At 75.5% G+C, this 1,349-nt stretch carries 2 pseudogenes; both read right to left on the minus strand.

Features of this window, described 5'->3' with window-relative positions:
• Window positions 1-418, minus strand: a pseudogene (locus tag MTQ10_RS30475) (NUDIX hydrolase); the annotation flags it as partial.
• A gap of 249 nt (window positions 419-667) precedes the next feature.
• Window positions 668-1,303, minus strand: a pseudogene (locus MTQ10_RS30480) (CHAD domain-containing protein); the annotation flags it as partial.
• Window positions 1,304-1,349 lie beyond the last annotated feature (46 nt).

The raw sequence follows: 1,349 nt of genomic DNA on the forward strand, positions 1-1,349 counted from the left end.
GGGACGGGCGGGACGCCGTGTCCGGGAGCGCTGCCAACAGAGCGTCCACCAGGGCGCGGTCCCTCGGCTGGGTGAGGCGGCTCCGGGCCGCCGTCGGGGGCAGCCACACGATGCGGTCGACCTCCGTGCCGGGCGTGAAGGTGCCGTCCGCCGCCTCGGCCGCCCAGTAACGCACCCGCTTCGGGCGGCCGTCCACCGGGTAGCGCACCGTGGGCAGCGGCGGGCCGGGTACCGCCCGCCGGCCCGTCTCCTCCTCGACCTCCCGCAGTGCGCCGGCCAGCGCGTCCTCGCCCCGCTTCAGCTTGCCCTTCGGGTGCGACCAGTCGTCGTACTTCGGCCGGTGCACCAGACAGATCTCCAGGCCGCCGTCGACGGGGGAGCGGCGCCAGAGGACACAGCCCGCCGCTTCGACCGTGGTGTGCGGGGGGCGGGCCGGGTCGTGGTGCGTGGTGTTGTCGGGCTCGTGGTGCGTGGGGTCGTTGTGCTCGTGGTGCGTGGGGTCGTTGTGCTCGTGGTGCGTGGGGTCGTTGTGCTCGTCGTGCGTGGGGTCGTTGTGCTCGTGGTGCGTGCGGTCGTTGTGCTCGTCGTGCGTAGGGTCGTCGTGCTCGTCGTTCACTGTGTCCGCCGTCCTTCCGCAGCCGGCCGGGCCCGTCGCCGCCCGGCCGGTTCAGGTGCCGGGCCGCTCCCCGCGGTCCCTCAGCCAGCAGCGCTGGAACGCGTACCGTGCCGCCTCCACCTCGTGCCGCTGGTCGGCGTGGAGGACACCCAGCGCGTACGCCGTCGCCGGGGCGATCCGCGGAGTACGGGCCGCCTGGGCCGCCGCTGCCGCGGCCTCCGCCGCGTCCCGGTGCCGGTCCAGGGCCTCCTCCGCGCGGCGGAGACGGGCCTCGGCCGGGTCGTCGGTCCCGGTGTGCACGACCTCACGGGCGTACCGGTGCAGGCGCAGCAACAGGCGGACCTGATGCCAGGGCGCGTCCTGCTGCTGGGCGGCGGGCTCCGGGGCGAGGCCGTGGACCAGGGCCTCCGCGTTGTACGGGTGCCCCGCGGTGACCAGCGGCAACGCCGCCACGGCTGCCGTCAGCCGGTCCTCGGCCGCCGCTGCCAGCGGGCGCAGGTCGGTGGTCGCGGCGTCGGCGGTCAGGGGTACGTCGCCGGCCAGCAGTGCGACCTTGTCGGCCACGGCGTGGAAACGGCTGCTGCCGAGCGCCTGAAGGGCCGTGGAGTGGGCCCGCGTCCGGGCCAGGGTGAGGCGTCGCTCCAGCAGGGCGCCCGCCTTCGCCGCGCCGACGGCGGGCGTGCCCCGGGCCGGTCTCTTATACACATTTCCGAGCCCACGAGACTACGCTGCA

It is taken from the genome of Streptomyces sp. XM83C (genome assembly GCF_023072675.1).
GTDB classification, from domain to species: Bacteria; Actinomycetota; Actinomycetes; order Streptomycetales; family Streptomycetaceae; genus Streptomyces; species Streptomyces thermocoprophilus.